The organism is Streptomyces sp. SGAir0957 (genome assembly GCF_043523415.1).
The window spans coordinates 2,085,661-2,102,328 of record NZ_CP027293.1 but is presented as its reverse complement, the minus strand read 5'-3'; the positions used below and the strand labels follow the sequence as shown (position 1 = coordinate 2,102,328).

Genomic DNA, 16,668 nt, shown 5'->3' with positions numbered 1-16,668 from the left:
GTGTTCCGCTCGACGGGCTCTCCGTAGGTACCGGATGTGATTCCGTATTGCGGAAGTTCGTTTCTACTTGATGGAAGATTGCCTCCGGGGTCGGGGGCCTGTCAAGAGGGGCTGCCGGAAAAAGCCCGATCGGCGTTAGGTTGAGCCCGTGCGATTGAGAGTGGAGTTCACGACCGAACCCTTCGATCTCGACGAGGCGCCGCCGCACGCGGTCGTCGCCCGCGAGGTCGTGCAGGGGGCCGACCTGGACGCGGTCGACGTGGGACCGTTCGGCAACACCGCCGAGGGGGAGGCGGACCGCGTGCTCACCGCGGTGGACGCGCTCCTGCGCCAGGCCCTCGAAGCGGGTGCCACCCGGGTCTCGCTCCAGGTCAATGTGGTCGAGGGGAAGAGCGTGGCCGACGGGGAGGGTGATAGGTGACCGCCATGGGGGACGAGCCCTTCGTCCGGGCGGTCAAGCCGCTCGTCGACGCCATGGGGGCCGAGATGCTGCCGCCCGCCGAGGCCGGCAAGGACGACATCGTGCTGAGCTGGGAGGGGGCCGAGGTCGTCGCCGTCCGGCTGCCCCAGCTCGCGGACTCGCTCGATCACATCCTGGCCGCCATGGAGCGCAAGGAGGGCAAACCCCTAGCCGAGCTCGACCGCAAGGAGAAGCAGGAGGCGGTGCGTCTCCTGGAGGTCCGCGGCGCCTTCTCCGTGCGGCACGGGGTCGAGACCGTGGCCGGCGCGCTGGGTGTCTCCCGGTTCACTGTGTACAACTACCTCAACCGAGAGAAGCCGTCCTGACGTTGCCCGGCCCTCGCTGACCTGCGCTGACCTGCGGGAACTACTCGAACACCCGACCGCCGTCCGTTAACCGGACGGCGGTTTTCTTCACTCCAAGTTTTCAACAAAGTGTTGACGCCGTGTTTCCGAGGGCGTTAGCTATCCGCAGCCCGTCCAGCACAAGGCCACGGAGGCATCCCGTGACTTCAGGATCGAAGCCGGGTCTGACCCGGTTCAACACCTCGGACGAGAGCACGGCCCTGGCCGAGCTCCACGAGGTGTGTGCTTCATCGGCGTGGGGGCACAAGATCGTCGCCCAGCGCCCCTTCGCCACCGCCGAGTCCCTCTTCGAGGCCAGCGACGCCGCCATGGCCGAGCTGTCCGCGGAGGACCTCGCCGAGGCGATGGCGGGGCATCCGCCGATCGGCCGCCCGAAGCCCGGCGACCCGACCTCGTCGCGTGAACAGCGCGGCATGGCGGGAGCCTCCGAGGAGCTCAAGGCGGAGATGCTGAGCCGGAACCTGGCCTACCAGGACCGGTTCGGACATGTCTTCCTCATCTGCGCCACCGGGGCGAGCGCGGAGCAGCTGCTCGACGCGCTCAAGACGCGCGGCGGCAACACGCCCGAGCAGGAGCGGGAGATCGTCCGCACCGAGCTGGGCAAGATCAACCGCATTCGCCTCACCCGCCTCGTAGAAGAAGGGGACTCCTCCCTGTGAGTACCGAGACGACCGCGTCGGTGTCCACGCACATCCTGGACACCAGCATCGGACGCCCCGCCGAGGGTGTCGCCATCTCCCTTGCGGCGCGCGCCGGTTCGGGCGCCGCCTGGGTGGCGCTCGGCGGCTCGGCCACCGACGCGGACGGGCGCTGCAAGGACCTTCCGGCGCTGCCGGAGGGCACCACCCATGTCCGTCTCGACTTCGAGACGGAAGGGTATTTCGACAAGAAGCAAGCCGATGCGCAGCAGGACGCCCCCGCGAATCGGGACAGCGGCGCGAACGGAGCGTTCTTCCCGGAGGTGGCGATCACGTTCGCCGTCGTGCCGGGCGAGCACTACCACGTGCCGCTGCTGCTCAACCCGTTCGGCTACTCCGTTTACCGAGGGAGCTAGCAGACATGCCCACGATTCTCGGCCAGAACCAGTACGGCAAAGCAGAGAACCGCGTCGTAAAGATCACGCGGGACGGCGACACCCACCACATCAAGGACGTGAACGTCTCCGTCGCGCTCAGCGGTGACCTGGAGGACGTCCACTACAACGGGTCGAACGCGCACTGCCTGCCGACCGACACCACGAAGAACACCTGCTTCGCCTTCGCCAAGGAATACGGCATCGACTCGGTGGAGCAGTACGGCATCCACCTCGCCCGGCACTTCGTCGACAGCCAGCCCTCGATCCACCGGGCGCGCATCCGCATCGAGGAGTACGCCTGGGAGCGGATAGCCGGCTCGGACGCGGGCTCCAACTTCATCGGCGCCGACGAGGTCCAGCACTCGTTCGTCCGCAAGGGCCAGGAGACGCGCCTCGCGCAGATCACCTACGACGGCACGAAGTTCGAGGTCCTGTCCGGGCTCAAGGACCTGACCGTCATGAACTCCACGAACTCCGAGTTCTGGGGCTTCATCAAGGACAAGTACACGACGCTCAAGGAGGACTACGACCGCATCCTCGCGACGTCGCTGTCCACCTGGTGGCGGCACAACTGGACCACCGACGAGCAGCGCATGCCGCAGTGGGAGAAGTCCTACGCGCAGGCCAAGAAGCACATGCTGCAGGCGTTCGTCGAGACGTACTCGCTCTCGCTGCAGCAGACGCTGTACCAAATGGGTTCGCGGGTCATCAACAACCGCAGCGAGATCGACGAGATCCGCTTCTCCGCGCCGAACAAGCACCACTTCCGCCAGGACCTGTCGCCGTTCGGCCTGGACAACGAGGCGAAGGACGGCGCCGTGTACTACGCCGCCGACCGCCCCTACGGCCTGATCGAGGCCACCATCCTGCGGGACGGCGCCGAGCAGCGCATCCCGGTCGACATGACCAACCTCTGACGCGGGGCGCGCGCCCCCGCCCGCCACGGCCGGCGGGGGCGCGCCACACCGGAGGGAACATCGCAATGGCAGTGCAGGCAAAGGGGCCGGCTGAAGCCGAAGGCCCGTGTCCCACCCCACCTTTCACCACCTCGGCCGAGGTGCACCCGGTGGACGAGAAGCTCCATCCCTCGCGGCTCGTCCCCGCCGCTCTCCAGCACATCGCCGCCATGTACGCCGGCGTCGTCACCCCTCCGCTCATCATCGGCCAGGCCGTCGGCCTCGACACCGCGGGCCGGACCCGGCTGATCGCCGCGTCCCTGCTCATCGCGGGCGTGGCCACCCTGCTCCAGACCCTCGGCGTCAAGGGCCTCGTCGGCAACCGGCTGCCCTTCGTGAACGCCGCGTCCTCGGCCGGTATCGCGCCGATGCTCGCGATCGCCGAGACCAACGCCAAAGGCGACCAACTCCCCGCGATATACGGGGCGGTGATGGTCGCGGGCGTCTTCTGTCTCGCCATCGGCCCGTTCTTCGGCAGACTTCTGCGCTTCTTCCCGCCGCTCGTCACCGGCGTCGTCATCACCCTCATCGGCGTGACACTGATGCCCGTGCCCGTCGGCTGGGCGCAAGGCGGCGACGCGACCGCCAAGGACTACGGCGACATGCGCTATCTCGCCCTCGCCGGTTTCACCCTCGTCGTCATCCTGCTGATCCAGCGCTTCGGCCGCGGCTTCGTCAAGCAAGTCGCCCTGCTCTTCGGCCTGTTGATCGGCACCCTGGCCGCGATCCCGTTCGGCATGGCGGACTTCAGCGCGCTGGGTTCCGCACCCGTCGCCGCGCTTCCGACGCCGTTCGCCTTCGGCGCGCCCACGTTCCAGCCCGCCGCGATCGTCTCGCTCTGCCTGGTCATGCTCGTCCTGATGACGGAGTCCTCGGCCGGAATGCTCGCCATCGGCGAGATCTGCGACCGCGAGACCTCGGGCCGCACCATCACCCGCGGCCTGCGCACCGACGGCATCGCCACCTTCCTCGGCCCGGTCTTCGGCGGCTTCCCGACCTCCGCGTTCGCCCAGAACGTCGGCGTCGTCTCGCTGACCAAAGTACGCAGCCGCTACGTCGTGGCGGTCGCGGGCGGCGCCCTGCTGATCCTCGGCGTCTTCCCGATGCTCGGCGCGGTCGTCTCCCTGGTCCCCATGCCGGTCCTCGGCGGCGCGGGCATCGTCCTCTTCGGCTCGATCGCCGTCAGCGGCATCCGGACGCTCTCCGAGGCGGGCCTCGACGACAGCTCCAACATCATCCTGGTGGCCGTCTCGCTCGGCGCGGGCATCATCCCGCTCGCCGCGCCCACCTTCTACGCCGACTTCCCGGCCTGGGCGCAGACCGTGCTCGGCTCGGGCATCAGCGCCGGCGCGCTCGTCGCCGTCACGCTGAACCTCTTCTTCCACCATCTCGGCACCCGTAGCAGCGCCAACGCGGCTGCGGCACTCAAATCCACCTAGGGTCCTGCCGTGCCCACAGCTATCGCCACTCATGAATGAAGGAAGCACCATGGCAGCTTCTACGGCTACAACGGCAGACCGCATCGTCATCGAGAACGTCGCCATCGCGACGGTCGACGCCCAGGACACCGAGTACGCCTCGGGCCACATCGTCGTGGCGGGCAACAAGATCGAGTCCATCGGCGCCGGCAAGGCCCCGGAAAACCTGGAGAACGTGGTCCGCCGCATCGACGGCACCGGCCACCTCGCCACGCCCGGACTGGTCAACACCCACCACCACTTCTACCAGTGGATCACCCGGGGCCTCGCCACGGACCACAACCTGTTCAACTGGCTGAAGACGCTCTACCCGACGTGGGCGCGGATCGACGAGCAGATGACGTACGCGGCGGCGCAGGGCTCCCTCGCCATGATGGTCCGCGGCGGCGTCACCACCGCCATGGACCACCACTACGTCTTCCCGCAAGGGTCGGGCGACCTCTCCGGGTCGATCATCCGCGCCGCCTCCGAGATGGGCGTGCGCTTCACCCTGGCCCGCGGCTCCATGGACCGCAGCGAGAAGGACGGCGGCCTGCCGCCGGACTTCGCCGTCGAGACCCTGGAGGGCGCGCTCGCCGCGACCGAGGAGACCGTCAAGACCCACCACGACGCCTCCTTCGACGCGATGACGCAGGTGGCCGTGGCCCCCTGCTCCCCGTTCTCCGTCTCCACCGAACTCCTCAAGCAGGGCGCCGAACTGGCGCGCCGCCTCGGCGTACGCCTTCACACGCACGGCAGCGAGACGGTCGAGGAGGAGAAGTTCTGCCACGAGCTGTTCGGCATGGGCCCCACCGACTACTTCGAGTCGACGGGCTGGCTCGGTGAGGACGTGTGGATGGCGCACAGCGTCCACATGAACGACTCCGACATCGCCGCGTTCGGCCGGACGAGGACGGGCGTGGCGCACTGCCCGTCCTCCAACGCCCGCCTCGCCGCCGGTATCGCCCGCGTCCCCGACATGCTCGCGGCCGGCGTCCCCGTCGGCCTCGGCGTCGACGGCACCGCCTCCAACGAGTCCGGCGAACTCCACACCGAACTGCGCAACGCCCTGCTCATCAACCGCCTCGGCGCCCACCGCGAAGCGGCCCTGAACGCCCGTCAGGCGCTGCGCCTCGGCACGTACGGCGGCGCGCAGGTCCTCGGCCGCGCGGACCAGATCGGTTCGCTTGAGGCCGGGAAGCTCGCCGACCTGGTCCTGTGGAAGCTGGACACCCTGGCCCACTCGTCCATCGCCGACCCGCTCACCGCGCTCGTCTTCGGCGCGGCCGCACCGGTCACCCTCTCCCTCGTCAACGGCGCGCCGGTGGTGGAGAACAGCCGCCTCCTGCACGTCGACGAGGACGCCGTCGCCCGCTCCACGCGGGACGAGGCACAGCGCCTCGCGCGGATCGCCGCGCAGGCGTGAGCACGTGACGCGTCATACGTAACACCCTGAGAACTCCGGCCGGGGAGGACGGTCCCCGGCCGGACCCGAGCAGCCGAGCGGGCTGTTCGGGTGCCGCCCCGGAACGTGGCCCAAAGCTTCACGTGCCGGGGCGGTCAGCAGTACCTGGGCGCACGACAACCGAATAGCCCGACCTTGCACCTTGCACCACCTCCCAGAAGCGAAAAGTGCCGGTAATTCCGCCGGTACTGGAAAACAACCGGAGGAGCCTCAGTGGCGTCGAAGCCCAGGTTCACCAAGCAAGGCACCACCCCCGCGGACACGGAAGCGGGGCATACCAAACATCCGGTCGACGAGACGCTGCCGCCGCTGAAGATGGCGACGACGGGGTTGCAGCACGTGGCGGCGATGTACGCGGGTGTCGTCGCGCCCCCGCTGATAGTCGGCGCCTACATAGGCCTCTCGGCGAAGGAACTGACCTTCCTGACCGGCGCCTGCCTCTTCACGGCGGGGCTCGCCACCTTCCTCCAGACGCTCGGCATCTGGAAGATCGGCGCCAGACTGCCGTTCGTGAACGGCGTGACCTTCGCCGGTGTCGCGCCCATGCTCGCCGTCGTCGACTCGACGAAGGACAAGGACGACGCGCTGCCCATCATCTTCGGCGCGGTGATCGTCGCGGGTGTCCTCGGCTTCATCGCGGCGCCCTTCTTCTCCAAGGCGATCCGCTTCTTCCCGCCGGTCGTCACCGGCACGGTCATCACGCTCATCGGCATCTCGCTGATGCCGGTCGCGTTCGGCTGGGCGCAGGGGCCGGACACGAAGGCGTCGGACTACGGCTCGATGAAGAACCTGGCGCTCGCCGGGGCCACCCTCGTGATCGTGCTGCTGCTGCGCCGGTTCACGACCGGATTCGTCAAGCAGATCGCGGTCCTGCTCGGCCTGGTCGTCGGCACGGTCGTCGCGATCCCGTTCGGCGTCACGGACTTCTCACCGATCGGGGACGCGGACATCGTCGGCTTCCCGACGCCGTTCCACTTCGGTGCCCCGCAGTTCGCGGGTGCGGCCATCGTCTCCCTCTGCGTCGTCATGGTCGTCTCCATGACCGAGTCGACCGCCGACATGCTCGCCCTCGGCGAGATCGTCGAGCGCCCCGCCGACGAGAAGACCATCGCGGCGGGCCTGCGCGCCGACACCCTCGGCACGGCGATCAGCCCGCTCTTCAACGGCTTCATGTGCAGCGCCTTCGCCCAGAACATCGGCCTGGTGGCGATGACGAAGATCCGCAGCAGGTTCGTGGTCGCGACGGGCGGCGCGTTCCTGGTCCTGATGGGGCTCTGTCCCGTGGCCGCCTCGCTGATCGCGGTCGTGCCGCGCCCGGTGCTCGGCGGCGCGGGCGTCGTCCTGTTCGGCTCGGTCGCGGCCAGCGGCATCCAGACCCTGGTCAAGGCCAACCTGGAGCGGGACAACAACGTCCTCATCGTGGCCGTCTCGCTCGCCGTCGGCCTGATCCCGATCGCGGCGCCGGAGTTCTACCACGCCTTCCCGGACACCGCGAAGATCATCCTGGACTCGGGCATCTCCACCGGCTGCGTCGCCGCCGTCCTGCTCAACCTCGTCTTCAACCACATCGGCCGGCGCCGCGACGCGGACGACGTCACCTCGCCGATGGAGCCGGGCGGAGCCATCGCCGAGCAGCGTACGGGCGCATCGGCGGCCGGGGTGCACTGACGCGGGGCCCGTTCGGAGCACAGGAACTCCGAAGGCGCCGAACGGGCCGCAAGGGGGCGGGAGCCGCGTCAGCCGATGTGGAAGCTGTCCCCGTAGACCTTCCAGTCCAGGGGCGGGTCGAGGTTGAGGTTCCCCTTGTTCAGGAAGACCCGCTGCGCCGTGTCGACGCGGCTGGTGTCGCTGTGCGCCTCCTCCTGCCGCATGGCCCACACCCGCGCGTCGAGGAAGGCGTTCAGCCAGGCGACCTCGGAGCCGCCCTGCGCGGGCGGCTTCGCCTTGCCGAGCGCGCGCTTGCGGATGGAGCGGAAGCTCGTCGGGTCGGAGCCGTCGCCGTGCATCACGATCGCGTCGTAGTACGTGAACTGGCCGAGCGTGCCCACTCCGTCGGCCTTGCCCTGGGCGACCGCGGGGTTGAAGTAGACCCGGTCGCGCTCGTCGTTCTGCGCCTGCTGGAACGCCGAGTCCTGCGCCGCCTTCGCCCAGTCGCGCGGGAAGTTCGGGTCGAGCCCGTCGTGCGAGTCGCTGCCGTCGACCTCGCGCAGCGCGGGCAGGTACTTCGCGAGGACGTTGCCCGGCTTGCGGGCGGTGTACAGCTCGACGAGGTCGAGCATGTCGTGGGTGCCGGAGCAGAAGCCGATGATGCCCGCGGTGTAGCCGCGGCCGTCGCCGATGTCCTCGATGTACTTGTACTGCGCCTTCCAGTCGAGCGAGGAGTTCTCCGCGCTCGACACCAGCTTCATGGCGATCTCCTTCTTCGCCGGGTCGTCGAGCCCGCTCGCGGCGGTGCCGACCGCCTGGGTGGCGGAGAGCAGGGGCGCCGCCACGACCGAGGCGCCGAGGAAGGCGAGGAGGGTGCGCCGGGAGGTGCGTATGTGGGGGGTGAACACGGGGCCTCCAGTAGGGAGTTCGTTGTTCCACGGTGGTCCGCCGGCCGGGCGGCCGACTGTTAGGAAGGTTTCCTACCAGAGATTGCGGGTGACGTATACCCGTCAAGCGCACCCGGCCCATCCGGCCCACGGTCCCCGCTCTCCCGGCCCGTGGTCCCCGCTCAGCCCTCGCGCAACCGGTCCCTCACCTGACCAGCGATCCTGTACGTGTTCCCGGCCGCCCGCGTCCGCAGCGCGCCCGGGTCGCGGATCCACGCGTCCTCCAGCGCGAACCAGTCGATCGCCCGGGGCGCGCGCCGCTCGTCCAGCGCGGCACGCAGCTCCGTGAAGAACGCCGCCCAGCGCTTGCGGTAGAGACCGCCGACGAGCCCGGACCACTCCCGGTTCGCGTAGTCGCGCAGGCCTGCGTCGGCGCCCGCCCGCGTCCCCCACGTCGTCACCAGCGACAGCTGGTCGTACGCGAGCCGGTCGCGCTCCGCGTCGTCACCGCCCCACGCGCGCGCGTCCGCGACCCAGCGCCCCAGCAGATGGCGGGCATCGGTGGCGAGCAGCTTCTCCATCAGGTCCATGAGGGAGAGCCAGTCGTCGGTCAGCCGGGCGAGCCCGGCCGCGTCCCCGGCCTCGTACGCCGCCTTGATCCGCGGCAGCAGCGCGCGGCCGCGGTTCGACAGGGCCTGGCGGGCCACGTCGAGGAGGTCCGTGCGGTACGCGGACGAACGCCGCAGCCCCGGACGCACGGCCAGGAGATGGGTCAGCGCCTTCTCGAACTCCGCCGCGTCGTACCGCAGTTGCTTCGGCGACCACTTCGCCGCCGACTGGGCCGTGAGCGAGGGGCGGGCCCCGAACAGGCCGTCCGCGCCCTCGCCCCAGCCGTCCGCGCGGGTCGTGCCGTAGGCGGTGCGCCGCAGCACGTCCCACGCCGCGGCGGCCTCGGCGTCGCGCCGCCCGTACCGTGCGACGGACCAGTCCGCGAACCACTTCTCCAGGTCCAACGGGCCCTCGCGCCACGCCAGTTCGGAGAAGAGGTCGAACGCCGCCGGGTTGTTGTCCGCCGCCTCCGGCAGCAGCGCCGTGCCGCGCAGGGCGCCGCCCGGCCGCGTACGCCACTGCTCGTACAGCTCGGCCCAGTCACGCGTGTTGGCGCCGAGCGTCGTGTGGCCGCCGAAGTTCCAGATCGAGCCGAACGCGTACGGGGTGCCGTCCCAGTCCGCGTCGCGGTCGGTCACCGTCGGGTAGTGGTCGCTGATGCCGTCGACCACCAGCATGCGGCCCTTGTCGACCGCGTTGACGATCTCCTTCGGCGGGTTGTGGCGCCAGCCGAGGATCACCCAGAGCCCGTCCGGGTGCGCGGTGCGCAGCGCCTTCTCGACGCCCCGGGCCGCGTCCGGGACCGGCACGTCACCGGGTTTGCCGCCCTCGTGCAGCAGGTCCATCTTGAACAGCTCCGCCGGGCCGAACATCTCCTCCTGCGCGCGGTAGTACGCGGCGGCGACCCGCTCGAAGTGCGGGCCGCGCGGGTCCAGCCAGTCCGGTCTGCGATAGCCGTACCAGTTGCCCTGCTCGACCACGTGCGCGCCCTCGTTGCGCTCCGCGAAGCCGGGCGGCACCGTGCCGTAGTAGCCGGGCAGCACCGGCTTCATGCCCAACTCCCGGACGCGGTCGGCGATCCGGCGCCCGAGCCGGGCCCGCGCCGCGAGCAACCGCGCGGACACCGGGCCGCCGACGGGCCCCGCCATGTTCTGCAGCAGCCACCACGGCTGGTGCGCGGGCGCGGGGATCCACTCCCGCAGCTCCTGGTCGCCGTAGCCGAACCCGGAGAGGACCCGGTGGTACAGCGCGTCCGCGCCGGTGTACACCAGGACCTCGTTGAAGCCGTGCAGCGCGAGCACGTCCAGCTCGCGCTCCCAGTACGCCCAGTCGTGGTAGGCGCCCGTGTAGCCGTCGTTGGTGTCGTTGAGGACGAAACGGTGCGGGACGTTCGCCCGGCCGGTGAGCGGGCGCGGCGGCGCGGGCAGCCGGTCGGGCAGGTCGAGCTGTTCGCCCGCCCAGGAGATGTTGGCGTGCGTCACCTCCTTCAGGTAGCGGCGCAGGCCCGCGAGCTGGACGGCGGGGGAGGTCCCCGCGATACGGATGCGACCGCCCCGCCCGTCCACCTGGAAGGCGTCGTCCGCGCCGGTCAGGGCGGAGAAGGACAACTGGTCGGCATGGCGGCCGAGGAGCCGCCGCGCGGCGGCCGCCGCGGCGGAGCGCGGCGCGGGGGAGGCGCCGTCCTCCAGATCGCCTGGGGCACGGGAGCACGACACCGCCGCCGAACCGGCGACAGCGAGCAAGAACGTACGACGAGCTAAGCGCATGAAGTGTGCATACCCGTTCTCGCCGGGTGTCGCATGACGCCGCGCGAACGAAGCGGGGTGGTGTGCGTGAACGGGGCGGGGCCGGTACACGGCCAGGCCCCGGTCCCGCCGGGCGGGCGCCGCTCACGCCCGTCTCGGTGACGCCAGCAGGTACCGGCCGCCCCGCGCGCCGACGCGTGCTCGCTCACCTGCCACCCGGCCGCATCGAGCGCCGCCGTGCAGGCGGCGAGCCCCGCCGTGTCCTGATGGCCCACGGCGACCGCCTCGGGCTGCGGGGTCCCGGTCACCCGGTAGCCGGGGCCCGCGCCGCTCGCCGGGGCGCACCCCGCCGCCTCCAGGGCGAGCGCCGCCGCGTGCGTGAGCCTGCCGCGCTCCCAGGCGCAGGGCCGGTCGGTGGCGCCGTCCGGCGCGGTCATGCGGCGTATCTCCAGGAGCCCCTGCCAGGCGGTGCGGACCTCGCGGGCGCGGGCGGGCGAGGGCGTGTTGTCCGGTTCGCCGCCGAGCCGTGCCGTGAAGACGCCGCCGGACGCGGCCGGTGCGGCGGGAGGTGGGGGAGCCGGCGCGGGCTCGGCCCCCGCCGCCTCGCGTCCCGCCTCCCGGCCCGCTGCCTGCCCCGCTTCGCGGACGCGGTGGCCCTCCGGGGTGAGGAAGTGGTCGTGCGGCGGCCGGGGGTGGCGGAACGCCAGTTTCAGCACGACGAGCCGGGTCAGCTGGGCCGCGCTGCCGCTGATCCGGCCCGTCTCCGGGTCGGCGGCCTCGATGACGCGCCGCTGCGCGGCGGTCGGCGGTCGGGTCATGGCGTACCTCCTGCCGACGATGGTGCCCGACGCCACTGACAACGCGGGGCCACCAGCGGGCCCGGGAGGCGTCGGTCGCCGCCGGGCCACCGCAGGCCCGGGGCGTCAGTCGCTCGGCGGGCGCAGGTTCCAGCCCGAGACGACCGGCCGTCCGTGTTCCATGCTCAGCCGGCTCACCGTGCCGGTCGCGAGGAGGAAGTGCGAGCCGCCCGACACGGGCAGGCCGAGGCGGCGCGCGGTCAGCACGCGCAGGAAGTGACTGTGCCCGACGAGCACGACGCTGCCCTCGTTGTTGGAGAGCGCCGCGTCGACCTTGGACAACATGCGGTCCGCGCGCGTGCCGACCTGTTCCGGCGTCTCGCCCGGATGCTCGGGCGGCCCCGGCGGCACCCCGTCGTCGAACAGGTACCACTGGGGCCGGGTCCGCTGGATCTCCCGGGTGGTGACGCCCTCGTACGCGCCGTAGTCCCACTCCAGGAGGTCGGGATCGACCGTGTAGCGCTTGAGTCCGGCCAGCTCGGCGGTCTCGCGGGCGCGCTGCAAGGGGCTCACGAAGACGGCCCCGATGTGGTAGCTGCCGACGAGCGGCGCGACCCTGCGCGCTTCCTCGCGGCCGTTGTCGGTGAGCGGGATGTCGGTGAGACCGGTGTGCTGGCCGGTCAGCGCCCACTCGGTCTCGCCGTGCCGGACGAGCAGCAGATCACCCAAGGTTCTTGCCTGTTCCATCGGGGGTCGACAGTGACGGGGACATTATCGAACGAACCGTACACGGGCGCCTGAGCCGGGCTTCCGGCCGCCCCGGGCGGCGGTGGGCGGGCCCGGCGGAGGGGCGCGGATCATGGATTGTCAGAGGCGGCCCGTAAGGTCTAGAGGTCCTGGACGCGTGGTGAGCGCGGACATGAGCGCTCGATGTGAGCGCGGACCAGAGCGCTCGACGTGGGCGCGGACGTGAAGTGCGGAGGAGGTGAGGGGCATGGTGGTCGTGCCGGACACGGTCGGCGTCGCCGCCGGGGCCGCTGCCCTCTTCCTGCCCGCCGCCCTGCCGCGCGAGGGCCGCGTCGCCTTCTGGACGCCGGAGGGGGCGGGCCTGCCCGGCGCCGACGAGGAGATCACCGTCGTCCGGCCGCACGGCCCGGGGGTGCGCGGCCGCGCCGTGCCCGCGCTCGTCCTGCCCGTCGTCGACGCGCTGCCCGCGCTCCTGCGGGCCCGCCGCACCCCGGGCGCCCACCCGGCCGCGGCCGCCTGGGGCGCCGCCGCCGCGCACGCCCTGCACCTGGTGGCACGCGGCAGGCTCCTGCCCGGTCTCACCGCCTCCGACCACGACGCGTGGCGCGCGGGCCCGCTCGACGCGGACGACGTCGCGCAGCTCCAGGGCATCGCCGCCGCGCTGCCGCCCGAGGGGTACGCGACCCCGGTGCCCGGCAGCAGGCCGGTGCGGGTGCCCGCGCCCGAGGCGCTGGTCCGCGCCTTCGTCGACGCCGTGGCCGACGCGCTGCCCCGCACCCCGGCGGCGGCGCACGCGGCGGGCGCCCCGTTCGCCGCCGTCGCCGCCCAGCACATCCCGCACGCCAGGCCCTGGGCCGTGGAGGCGGCGGCCGGGCTCGACGCCGGGGTGCGGGTGTCCCTGCGGCTCGACCTCTCCCAGGAGCTGCTGTTCGACGGGGACGACGAGAGCGGGGAGGCCGGGGAGCGCGGCGAGAGCGGCGAGGGCGGCGAGGGGCCCGACGGCCCGGGCGCGCGCCGCGCCGGAGCCGCCGTCGTCCAGGTCCACAGCCTCGCCGACCCCACGCGCGTGGTCGACGCCGCGCACCTCTGGGCCGGGGACGCCTCCGACCACTTCGGGCCGCGCGCCCGCATCGACGCCGTCCTCGCCGTGCGCCGCGCCGTCGCCGCCTGGCCGCCCCTCGGCCGCCTCCTGGAGCAGGACGTGCCCGACGTGCTCGCCCTCGCCGAGAGCGAACTGGTCGACCTGCTCGGCCCCGGCGCGGCCCGGCTCGCCGAGGCCGGGGTCGCCGTGCACTGGCCGCGCGAGCTGGCCCGCTCGCTCTCCGCGACCGCCGTCGTACGGGCGCAGGCGGCGCCCGGCTCCGCCACCGACGGCACCACCTTCTTCGACAGCGACGAACTGCTCGCCTTCAACTGGCAGCTCGCACTCGACGGGGACCCGCTCACCGAGCAGGAGATGGACCGGCTCGCCGAGTCGCACCGGGCGGTGGTCCGGCTGCGCGACCAGTGGGTCGTCGTCGACCCCGACCTCGTCCGCAAGGCGCGCAAGCGGGAACTGGGCCTCCTGCAGCCCGTCGACGCGCTGGCCGTCGCCCTCACCGGCGAGGCCGAGGTCGACGGCGAGCGGGTGGCGGCCGTGCCCGCCGGCCGCCTCGCCGAACTCCGCGACCGGCTCACCCGCGGCATCGACACCGTCGAACAGCCGGCGGCCCTGCGCGCCACGCTCCGCGACTACCAGCTGCGCGGCCTCGCCTGGCTCGACCTGATGACCTCGCTCGGCCTCGGCGGCTGCCTCGCCGACGACATGGGCCTCGGCAAGACCGTCACCCTCATCGCCCTCCACCTGCGCCGCGACCGGCCCGCGCCCACCCTCGTCGTCTGCCCCGCCTCCCTGCTCGGCAACTGGCAGCGGGAGATCGCCCGGTTCGCCCCCGGCGTCCCCGTGCGCCGCTTCCACGGCACCGAGCGCACCCTCGACGGGCCGGGCGGCGGCTTCGTCCTCACCACGTACGGCACCCTGCGCAGCCGCGCCGCCGAGCTGGCCGGGCACACCTGGGGCATGGTCGTCGCCGACGAGGCGCAGCACGTGAAGAACCCGAACTCGGCCACCGCGAAGGCGCTGCGGCTCATCGACGCCCCCGCGCGCGTGGCGCTCACCGGCACCCCCGTCGAGAACAACCTCTCCGAGCTGTGGGCCCTGCTCGACTGGACGACACCCGGGCTGCTGGGCCCGCTGAAGGCGTTCCGCGCCAGGCACGCGCGCGCGGTCGAGGGCGAGGTCCCCCTTCAGGGGCAAGGAGGGGTGAACCCCGAGGCGATCGAGCGGCTCTCCCGGCTCGTCCGCCCCTTCATCCTGCGCCGCAAGAAGTCCGACCCCGGCATCGTGCCCGAGCTGCCGCCCAAGACGGAGTCCGACCACCCGGCGCCCCTCACCAGGGAACAGGCGTCGCTGTACGAGGCCGTAGTGCGCGAGTCCATGGCGAACATCGAGGCCGCCGAGGGCATCGGCAGACGCGGCCTCATCATGAAGCTGCTGACCTCCCTGAAGCAGATCTGCAACCACCCCGCGCAGTACCTGAAGGAGGGCGGGGACGGCGGTCGTGCCCGCCTTGCGGGCCGCTCGGGCAAGCTGGCGCTCCTCGACGAGCTGGTCGACACCATCGTCGCCGAGGAGGGCTCGGTCCTGGTCTTCACGCAGTACGTGTCCATGGCGCGGCTCCTCGCCACGCACCTGGCCACCCGCGCCATCCCCGCCCAGCTGCTGCACGGCGGCACCCCGGTCGCCGAGCGCGAGCGCATGGTGGACCGCTTCCAGGCCGGTGAGGTCCCCGTCTTCCTGCTGTCCCTGAAGGCGGCGGGCACCGGGCTCAACCTCACGCGCGCGGGCCACGTCGTGCACTTCGACCGCTGGTGGAACCCGGCGGTCGAGGAGCAGGCCACGGACCGCGCCTACCGCATCGGCCAGACCCAGCCCGTCCAGGTGCACCGCCTCATCACCGAGGGAACGGTCGAGGACAAGATCGCCGAGCTGCTCTCCGCCAAACGGGCGCTGGCCGACGCGGTCCTCGGCTCCGGCGAGGCGGCCCTCACGGAGCTGACGGACCGCGAACTGGCCGACCTGGTGTCGCTGAGGAGGGGACCGGCATGAGTCCAGCCGCCCGCCGCGCGGGGCACGCCGCCCACATCCCCGGCCGGGCCGGGAGCGCCGAGCAGGCGCAGGCCCGGCACACCGACACCCGCCGCACCTTCCCGCCGCTGCCGCCCCGCGCGCAGCCGGGCGGCGGTACCGCGCTGACCTGGTGGGGGAACGCGTGGGTGGACGCCCTTGAGGACACCGCCCTCGACCAGGGGCGGCTCGCGCGAGGCCGGGCCTACGCCGACCGGGGGCACGTCGACGCGATCACCGTGACACCCGGCCGCGTCGTCGCCTACGTGCACGGTTCGCGGCCCCGCCCCTACCGGGCCGAGCTGCGCCTTCGCACCCTCTCCGACGAGGAGTGGACCCGTTTCGCGGAGACCGCGGCGGCGCGCCCCGACCACATGGCGTCCCTGCTCGACAAGGACGTGCCGCACGCGCTCGCCGCCGCCGTCGACCTGCTGCCCGCCGTCGACGACCTGGTCCCGGCGTGCACCTGCCCGGACCCCGTCGAGCCCTGCAAGCACGCGGCGGCGCTCTGCTACCAGACGGCGCGGCTCGTCGACGAGGACCCGTTCGTCCTGTTCCTGCTGCGCGGACGCGGCGAGCAGGAGCTGCTCGCCGACCTCACGCGCCGCAATGCCGCGCACACCGCGCAGGAGCGGCGCACCGACGAGGCACCGGCCCTCGACGCGGTCACGGCGCGGGACGTGTTCGCCCGCGCGGACGAACTTCCGCGTCTGCCGCCGGAGTTCCCCGCCCCGGCCCACCCCGAGCGTCCGCCGTCCTACCCGCAGGCCCCGGACGCCCCCGACCCGCTCGCCCTGGACCTTCTCGCCACGGAGGCGGGCGCCCGCGCGCACACCCTGCTGACCACGGGCGCCGACCCGCTCGCCGGACTCACCCCCTGGCAGGACGCCGTCCGTCTGGCCGCCGCGCACCCCGGCTCGGGCCTCACCGCGGCCACGCGCGCGCTGTACGCCGCGCTCTCCCGCGGCACCGGCCGCACCCCGGTCGACCTCGCCCGCGCCGTCGCCGCGTGGCGCCAGGGCGGCCTCGCCGGCCTGTCCGTCCTGGAGGAGGAGTGGGACCCGCCGGCCGGCCCGTTCGACCGTGCCCGCCCGGCCCTGCTCGCCATGAACCACCCGGAGTTCCGCCCCCGCCGCAACCACCTGTCGACGGCGACGCTCCAACTCCGCCTCGGCCGCGACGGGTTGTGGTACGGCTACGAGTCCGAGCCGGACCGCGAGGACTGGTGGCCCCGGGGCGAGCCGGGCCCGGACCCGGTGTCGGCCCTGGACTCGTTGCTCGGCTTCGGCTGA

General features: G+C 72.4%; 13 protein-coding genes and 1 pseudogene. 10 read left to right on the top strand and 4 right to left on the bottom strand.

The features are described from left to right. The first annotated feature begins 148 nt into the window (after positions 1–148). From C1N81_RS14425 to C1N81_RS14390, 8 genes are all read left to right on the top strand, one after another. A complete protein-coding gene (locus C1N81_RS14425; RefSeq protein WP_394429212.1) occupies positions 149–421 on the top strand; it encodes a thiamine-binding protein in 273 nt (90 codons plus the stop codon). After that, positions 418–786, top strand: coding sequence for a helix-turn-helix domain-containing protein (locus tag C1N81_RS14420; RefSeq protein ID WP_394429211.1), 369 nt, complete (start codon positions 418–420; stop codon positions 784–786). Before C1N81_RS14425 ends, C1N81_RS14420 begins: the two co-directional genes overlap by 4 nt. A 179-nt stretch (positions 787–965) precedes the next feature. Then, positions 966–1,484 carry a 2-oxo-4-hydroxy-4-carboxy-5-ureidoimidazoline decarboxylase gene (uraD, locus tag C1N81_RS14415; RefSeq protein ID WP_394429210.1) on the top strand — a complete coding sequence of 173 codons (519 nt, stop codon included), beginning with the start codon at positions 966–968 and terminating at the stop codon, positions 1,482–1,484. Then, the gene (uraH, locus tag C1N81_RS14410; RefSeq protein ID WP_361071527.1) at positions 1,481–1,879 is read left to right on the top strand and encodes a hydroxyisourate hydrolase; all 399 of its coding nucleotides are present in this window, start codon (positions 1,481–1,483) and stop codon (positions 1,877–1,879) included. The genes uraD and uraH overlap by 4 nt, the downstream gene beginning before the upstream one ends. Positions 1,880–1,884: 5 nt before the next feature. Further along, entirely contained in the window at positions 1,885–2,817 is a 933-nt protein-coding gene (pucL, locus tag C1N81_RS14405; protein WP_394429209.1) for a factor-independent urate hydroxylase, read from the top strand. Positions 2,818–2,882: 65 nt separating this feature from the next. After that, entirely contained in the window at positions 2,883–4,295 is a 1,413-nt protein-coding gene (locus C1N81_RS14400; protein WP_394429208.1) for a nucleobase:cation symporter-2 family protein, read from the top strand. A 49-nt stretch (positions 4,296–4,344) separates the two neighbouring features. Continuing rightward, positions 4,345–5,739 carry an 8-oxoguanine deaminase gene (locus C1N81_RS14395; protein WP_394429207.1) on the top strand — a complete coding sequence of 465 codons (1,395 nt, stop codon included), beginning with the start codon at positions 4,345–4,347 and terminating at the stop codon, positions 5,737–5,739. Between the two features lie 354 nt (positions 5,740–6,093). After that, on the top strand, positions 6,094–7,446 hold the full coding sequence (locus C1N81_RS14390) for a nucleobase:cation symporter-2 family protein (protein WP_394437952.1): 1,353 nt from the start codon (positions 6,094–6,096) through the stop codon (positions 7,444–7,446). Between the two features lie 68 nt (positions 7,447–7,514). On the opposite strand, the gene C1N81_RS14385 is transcribed toward C1N81_RS14390, so the two are convergent. The 4 genes and pseudogenes from C1N81_RS14385 to C1N81_RS14370 form a co-directional block, all read right to left on the bottom strand. Continuing rightward, positions 7,515–8,333: a chitosanase gene (locus tag C1N81_RS14385; protein WP_394429206.1), complete on the bottom strand. Its 819-nt coding sequence runs from the start codon at positions 8,331–8,333 to the stop codon at positions 7,515–7,517. 161 nt (positions 8,334–8,494) lie between these two features. Continuing rightward, positions 8,495–10,687 carry an alpha-N-acetylglucosaminidase gene (locus C1N81_RS14380; RefSeq protein ID WP_394429205.1) on the bottom strand — a complete coding sequence of 731 codons (2,193 nt, stop codon included), beginning with the start codon at positions 10,685–10,687 and terminating at the stop codon, positions 8,495–8,497. A gap of 123 nt (positions 10,688–10,810) precedes the next feature. Then, a pseudogene (locus C1N81_RS14375) lies at positions 10,811–11,484 on the bottom strand (hypothetical protein). Positions 11,485–11,589: 105 nt separating this feature from the next. After that, positions 11,590–12,192 carry a histidine phosphatase family protein gene (locus C1N81_RS14370; RefSeq protein WP_394437950.1) on the bottom strand — a complete coding sequence of 201 codons (603 nt, stop codon included), beginning with the start codon at positions 12,190–12,192 and terminating at the stop codon, positions 11,590–11,592. Between the two features lie 265 nt (positions 12,193–12,457). On the opposite strand from C1N81_RS14370, the gene C1N81_RS14365 reads away from it, so the two are divergent. Then, positions 12,458–15,358, top strand: coding sequence for a DEAD/DEAH box helicase (locus C1N81_RS14365; RefSeq protein ID WP_394429204.1), 2,901 nt, complete (start codon positions 12,458–12,460; stop codon positions 15,356–15,358). After that, the gene (locus C1N81_RS14360) at positions 15,355–16,668 is read left to right on the top strand and encodes a hypothetical protein (protein WP_394429203.1); all 1,314 of its coding nucleotides are present in this window, start codon (positions 15,355–15,357) and stop codon (positions 16,666–16,668) included. Before C1N81_RS14365 ends, C1N81_RS14360 begins: the two co-directional genes overlap by 4 nt.

Bases quoted from the DNA above. Each gene is read 5' to 3' on its own strand.
- pucL (WP_394429209.1), top strand. From the start codon at position 1,885: ATGCCCACGATTCTCGGCCAGAACCAGTACGGCAAAGCAGAGAACCGC.
- C1N81_RS14400 (WP_394429208.1), top strand. From the start codon at position 2,883: ATGGCAGTGCAGGCAAAGGGGCCGGCTGAAGCCGAAGGCCCGTGTCCC.
- C1N81_RS14395 (WP_394429207.1), top strand. From the start codon at position 4,345: ATGGCAGCTTCTACGGCTACAACGGCAGACCGCATCGTCATCGAGAAC.
- C1N81_RS14390 (WP_394437952.1), top strand. From the start codon at position 6,094: ATGGCGACGACGGGGTTGCAGCACGTGGCGGCGATGTACGCGGGTGTC.
- C1N81_RS14380 (WP_394429205.1), bottom strand. From the start codon at position 10,687: ATGCGCTTAGCTCGTCGTACGTTCTTGCTCGCTGTCGCCGGTTCGGCG.
- C1N81_RS14365 (WP_394429204.1), top strand. From the start codon at position 12,458: ATGGTGGTCGTGCCGGACACGGTCGGCGTCGCCGCCGGGGCCGCTGCC.
- C1N81_RS14360 (WP_394429203.1), top strand. From the start codon at position 15,355: ATGAGTCCAGCCGCCCGCCGCGCGGGGCACGCCGCCCACATCCCCGGC.